Source organism: Stenotrophomonas sp. P5_A8 (genome assembly GCF_056400545.1).
The window spans coordinates 1-4,570 of record NZ_JBFULB010000307.1 but is presented as its reverse complement, the minus strand read 5'-3'; the positions used below and the strand labels follow the sequence as shown (position 1 = coordinate 4,570).

Annotated in this window: 4 protein-coding genes; 1 reads left to right on the top strand and 3 read right to left on the bottom strand. The window is 69.0% G+C overall.

Going from position 1 to position 4,570, the window contains the following annotated elements; genetic code table 11:
• The 3 genes from AC1DQP_RS16890 to AC1DQP_RS16880 all read right to left on the bottom strand — a co-directional run.
• Window positions 1-1,092 (bottom strand): alkaline phosphatase family protein (locus tag AC1DQP_RS16890; RefSeq protein WP_478052052.1); only part of this gene is annotated, 1,092 nt, incomplete at its 3' end.
• Between the two features lie 55 nt (window positions 1,093-1,147).
• On the bottom strand, window positions 1,148-1,639 hold the full coding sequence (locus tag AC1DQP_RS16885; RefSeq protein ID WP_256776846.1) for a methylated-DNA--[protein]-cysteine S-methyltransferase: 492 nt from the start codon (window positions 1,637-1,639) through the stop codon (window positions 1,148-1,150).
• Complete coding sequence (locus AC1DQP_RS16880; RefSeq protein ID WP_478052051.1) at window positions 1,636-3,108, bottom strand: AlkA N-terminal domain-containing protein; 1,473 nt, start codon at window positions 3,106-3,108, stop codon at window positions 1,636-1,638. The genes AC1DQP_RS16885 and AC1DQP_RS16880 overlap by 4 nt, the downstream gene beginning before the upstream one ends.
• A 172-nt stretch (window positions 3,109-3,280) precedes the next feature.
• Here AC1DQP_RS16880 and AC1DQP_RS16875 point away from each other — a divergent pair, with 172 nt between their 5' ends.
• A complete protein-coding gene (locus AC1DQP_RS16875) occupies window positions 3,281-4,423 on the top strand; it encodes a COG3904 family protein (RefSeq protein WP_457319328.1) in 1,143 nt (380 codons plus the stop codon).
• Window positions 4,424-4,570: the final 147 nt, after the last annotated feature.

Genomic DNA, 4,570 nt, shown 5'->3' with positions numbered 1-4,570 from the left:
GTCATACCCATGCGAACCGCGATCGCCCGGCGTGCGCTTGGCGATGCTCGCGCGCGACAGCGCATTCCAGCCCTCATGCATCTGGCAGACGATCGGCGGAATGCGCGGATTGCTGCCGTAGTGCCAGCGTGCCGGCAGCGTCTGACGCGTCCAGCAGTCGTAGCGCGCATGTGCCCCCAGCAGCACCCGCTCGGCCTCCTGCTGCTTGCCCGGCAATGGCGCGAAACCGACCGACTGGCCGACTGACACATCCTTGGCGATTGACGGATCGACCATGTCTTCCACTGCGATGGTGTGGCCGTCAGCCACGTTCGCCATGCCGTGGTCGGAGACCACGATGACATTCGTGTCCGCATCCAGACCACGCGCCTGCAGGCCATCGAGCAGGCGACCGATCGCCGCATCAACCTCGACCACCGCAGCAGCATATTCGGGCGAATCCGGGCCCTTGTCGTGACCGGCGTGATCGACCTGTTCCATGTACAGCGTGATCAGTTGTGGTGCCTGCGCATCGCGCTGCCCGGCCCAGGCCAGCACCTGGTCGACGCGGTCGGGCAGGGGCACGTTGTTGTCGTAGACGCGCCATTGGCTGGGGCGCACGCCCTGGATGGCCGCTTCGCTGCCCGGCCACGACCAGGTCGCCGTACGCACGCCTGCCTTCTCAGCGCCCACCCAGATCGGCTCGCCGCCCCACCAGCGTGCATCGGTCACGGCCTCGGGCTTGCTCAGGCGGAACGTGCCCAGATCTTCGGCCTGCATGCTGTTGTGGATGATGCCGTGGTGGTCCGGACGCAGGCCGGTCACGATCGTGTAGTGGTTGGGGAAGGTCAGCGACGGATACGACGGCGTCATCCAGCGCGCACGCACACCGTCGCGGACGATGCGGGCCAGATTGGGCGTAATGCCGCGATCGAGCATGTCCGCACGCAGGCCGTCGATGGAGACCAGTAGCAGTTTCGGTCGCGCGCTCGGCGCGGCGTGCGCAGCGGCCGTGTCGAGGGCGACGGGCGCAGTGGAAGGCGAGGTGGCGCAGGCGGCCAGCGTGAGCGTGAGCGTGGCGACGAGCGCCAACGGAAGGCGAACGGAAGTCATCCGGCCATCATAGTTCGCCGTAGTGACGCCGCGAAGACAACCGATGGCACAGGCATCAGGCGAACAACGCATCGCGCTGCGCTTCCAGCTGCAGCAGCGCGGCCTTGGTCGGCAGGCCGCCACCGAAACCGGTGAGCGCACCGCTGCTGCCGATCACGCGGTGGCAGGGCAGCACGATCGGCAGCGGATTGCGCCCGTTGGCGGCGCCGACCGCGCGGCTGGCGGTGGGGTGGCCGATGTGACGCGCCAGGTCGACGTAGCTCCAGGTCTGCCCGAACGGAATATCGGCCAGCGCCTTCCACACGCGCAGCTGGAACGTCGTACCGTGCGGTGCCAGCGGCAGGTCGAACTGCTGGCGCTGGCCGTGCAGATACTGCAGCAACTGCGTGCGTGCATCGCGCAGTGCGTGCGCATCGTGCTGCCACTGCGCGCGACCCTTGGCGTCGTAGCGGTTGTTCTCGAACAGGATGTGGTGGATGCCCTGGCTGTCGCCGGCCACGGTGAGGGGCCCGATCGGGCTGTCGAAGGTGTCGTAGAGCAGCGTCATGGGTTCACTCCGGAAGTGGGGGTGGACAGGTGCCACAGGTGCAGCACGGCATAGGCCCGCCAAGGGCGCCACGCCTGCGAGTGGGCTTCGGTGGCGCGCTCGGTCAGGCGGGTGTCGCCACCCAGCACCTGCTGTAGAACCAGGTCGCCGGCGGGAAACGCATCGGGCAGGGCCAGCGCGCGCAGCGCCATGTAATGCGCCGTCCACGGCCCGATGCCGGGCAGGGCCACGCAGCGTTCGACGAACTGGTCCAGGCGCTGCCCGGCCTGGAAATCCAGGCGGCCCTCGGCCACGGCGGCAGCGACGGCACGCACGGTGGCCGCGCGTGTCTTCGGTAATCCGATCGTTTCCAGCGGTGCATCGGCGAGCGCCTGCGGCGTGGGGAATTGACGGTCCAGGCCCGTCGCCATGCCCTCCAGCACCAGGCCGAAACGATCCACCACGCGGCGTGCCAGGGTGGTGGCCGCCGCGACGCTCACCTGCTGGCCCAGCACCGCGCGCACCGCCACTTCAAAGCCGTCCCAGCCGCCGGGCACGCGCAGGCCGGGGCGCTGTGCGATGCCGCGTGCCAGCAGCGGATCCTTGCCAAGCGTGGCGTGCACGATGCGCAGGTCGGCATCGAGGTCGAAGATGCGCCGGACCCGGCGCACGATCGAGGGAATCGCGCGCGGATCGACCTGGCCCAGCTGCAGCCGCAGCTCCGGGCGCTTGGGATCGGCACTGACCCGGATCACGCTGGGGCGCTCGGGCGGGCCGATCACGCGCTGGTAGCTGTCCTCGTCGATGCACTCGATGCCGGGAATGGCCCGGCGACGCAGGAAGCCGAGCATCGCGGAAAAATCCAGCGGTGGCCGGTAGCCCAGGCGCAGGCTCAGGCTCAGGGTGCCAGCGTCCACGCTGCCGCGTTGGCGTCGGATCGCGGTGGGTGGCATGCCGCAGCCCTCGACGAACGCGGCATTGAAGCGGCGCAGGCTGTTGTAGCCCGACGCCATGGCAACATCGGTGATCGGCAGGGCGGTTTCGGTGAGCAGCTGCTTGGCCAGCAGCAGGCGCCGGGTGGCGTGGATCTGCGCCGGGGCCGCGCCCAGCCGGGCGACGAACAGGCGCTGCAGCTGGCGCGCGCTCAGCCCCAGCCGCGCGGCCAGATCGGCCACCGGCGCATCCTGCAGGAAGCTGTCGTGGATCAACGCCAGCGCGCGCTGCAGGGTTTCATTGCTCAGCGCGTCCTGTGCCTCCGGTGCCAGTTCGGGACGGCAGCGCAGGCACGGCCGGAAGCCGGCCGCCGCCGCTGCGGCTGCGGTGGGGTAGTAGTCGACATTGCTGGGCTTCGGCGGCGGTGCCGGGCACACGGGTCGGCAATAGATGCCGGTGCTGCGCACCGCAGTGAAGAACACGCCGTCGAAACGTGCGTCGCGCGCCAGTCGGGCGCTTTCGCAGGCGGCGTGGTCCAGGGGCAGGGCGGTATCCATGGGCGCCAGTCTATGCCCGGGGCGGCGGTCGGGCTCGCCATTTTCGGACACCAATGCCATCGCGCGACGGCGTGGTTCAGGGCAGGTTGCCGCCAAGCGGGCGCTGCGCACTAGACTGTGCATTCACGTGCCGCTGCGCGCGCTCCTCTGTAGGGATACCGGGTTGTTCATGTTGCTCAAGTCGTGGTGGTTGCCGTTGTTGTGCCTGGGCCTGGCCGGTTGCAGCCAGCTGGAGAATCCGGGCAATGTCACCGCCGCCGACAAGGCGGTGCGGGCGCAGAGTGCCGACGGCGACCACATGGTGTCGATCAACGCCGCCGATGTGCCCGCCCCGCTGCCCGCGCCGCCCAAGCGCGGCGACCAGGGCTGGCCGCAGGCCGCACTGGAAAACGGCAAGGCCTGGGTCAGTTGCGATACCGACTATGCCGGCGCGGCCGGTGATGGCATTGCACTGGAGGCGCTGGATCGCAAGAGCATCGATGCGGCGCTGGCACCGTGCGCCGAACGCGGCCTGGTGCGGGTGCGGTACGCGGGCAAGATCAACCCCGGGTTCTCCGAACTGGTCGCGCGGCTGGCGATGGTGGCCGACGCGCAGCACATCTCCAAGCGCATCCTCGACCTGGATTCCAGCGGCGGCCAGGTCGAAGCGGCGATCGTGGGCGGCGACCGCATCGGCGAATCCAACTGGACCATCTGGATCCGCGAAGGCTCGGTCTGCCACAGCGCGTGTGTGTTCGTACTGGCTGCCGGCGACAACCGCCTGGTGGCCGGCAAGGTCGGCATCCACCGGATGATGCGGATCAGTTCCAAGGCGACCTCGCGCGCCGAGCTCAACCGCGAACTCCACGAGGTCTACGACAACGTCAAGGATTACCTGCAGCGCAACGGCGTGGCGGTGGGCGTGGCCGACCTGATGATGACCGTGCCCAACCGCAGCCTGCGCCTGCTGAGCAGCGAGGAACTGCGCCAGTTCGGGCTGGATGGCACCAACGCGGTGCAGGACGATCTGGAGCGGATCAAGCAGATGCGCAAATGCGGCGATGATTTCGTGCGCCGCAAGGACGCGTTCCTCGTCGCCTTCGACCAGGAGTGCAAGCACGACGGCAGTGAGCTGGAAGCGGTGAACAGCTGCGGGCAGACCCTCAAGCAGCGCTTCGGCTTCCCCGATGTGACCTGCCCGGACGAGAGCCCGCTGTCGGAAATCGATGTGTCCACGCTGTTGCCATCCAGCGTGACGCCGACGCGCGAGGCGCCGACCGAACGCACCGTCGGTGATGCCGGGCAGACACCGACGGAAGCGGCCGAACGCAACTGACGGACCACTCACGGGGTTCCCGTAGACTGGCCTCCTTCTTTCCAGCCAACGGTGTCCCGATGCGTGTTCCGCTGCTGCTGTCCTCGTTCCTGCTGGCCGCCGTTGCCCATGCGCAGACCCCGCCACCGGCCACGCCCGCCCCGGCCC

Excerpts from the sequence above, each read along its gene's own strand:
- AC1DQP_RS16885 (WP_256776846.1), bottom strand. The coding sequence starts at position 1,639 with ATGACGCTGCTCTACGACACCTTCGACAGCCCGATCGGGCCCCTCACC.
- AC1DQP_RS16880 (WP_478052051.1), bottom strand. The coding sequence starts at position 3,108 with ATGGATACCGCCCTGCCCCTGGACCACGCCGCCTGCGAAAGCGCCCGA.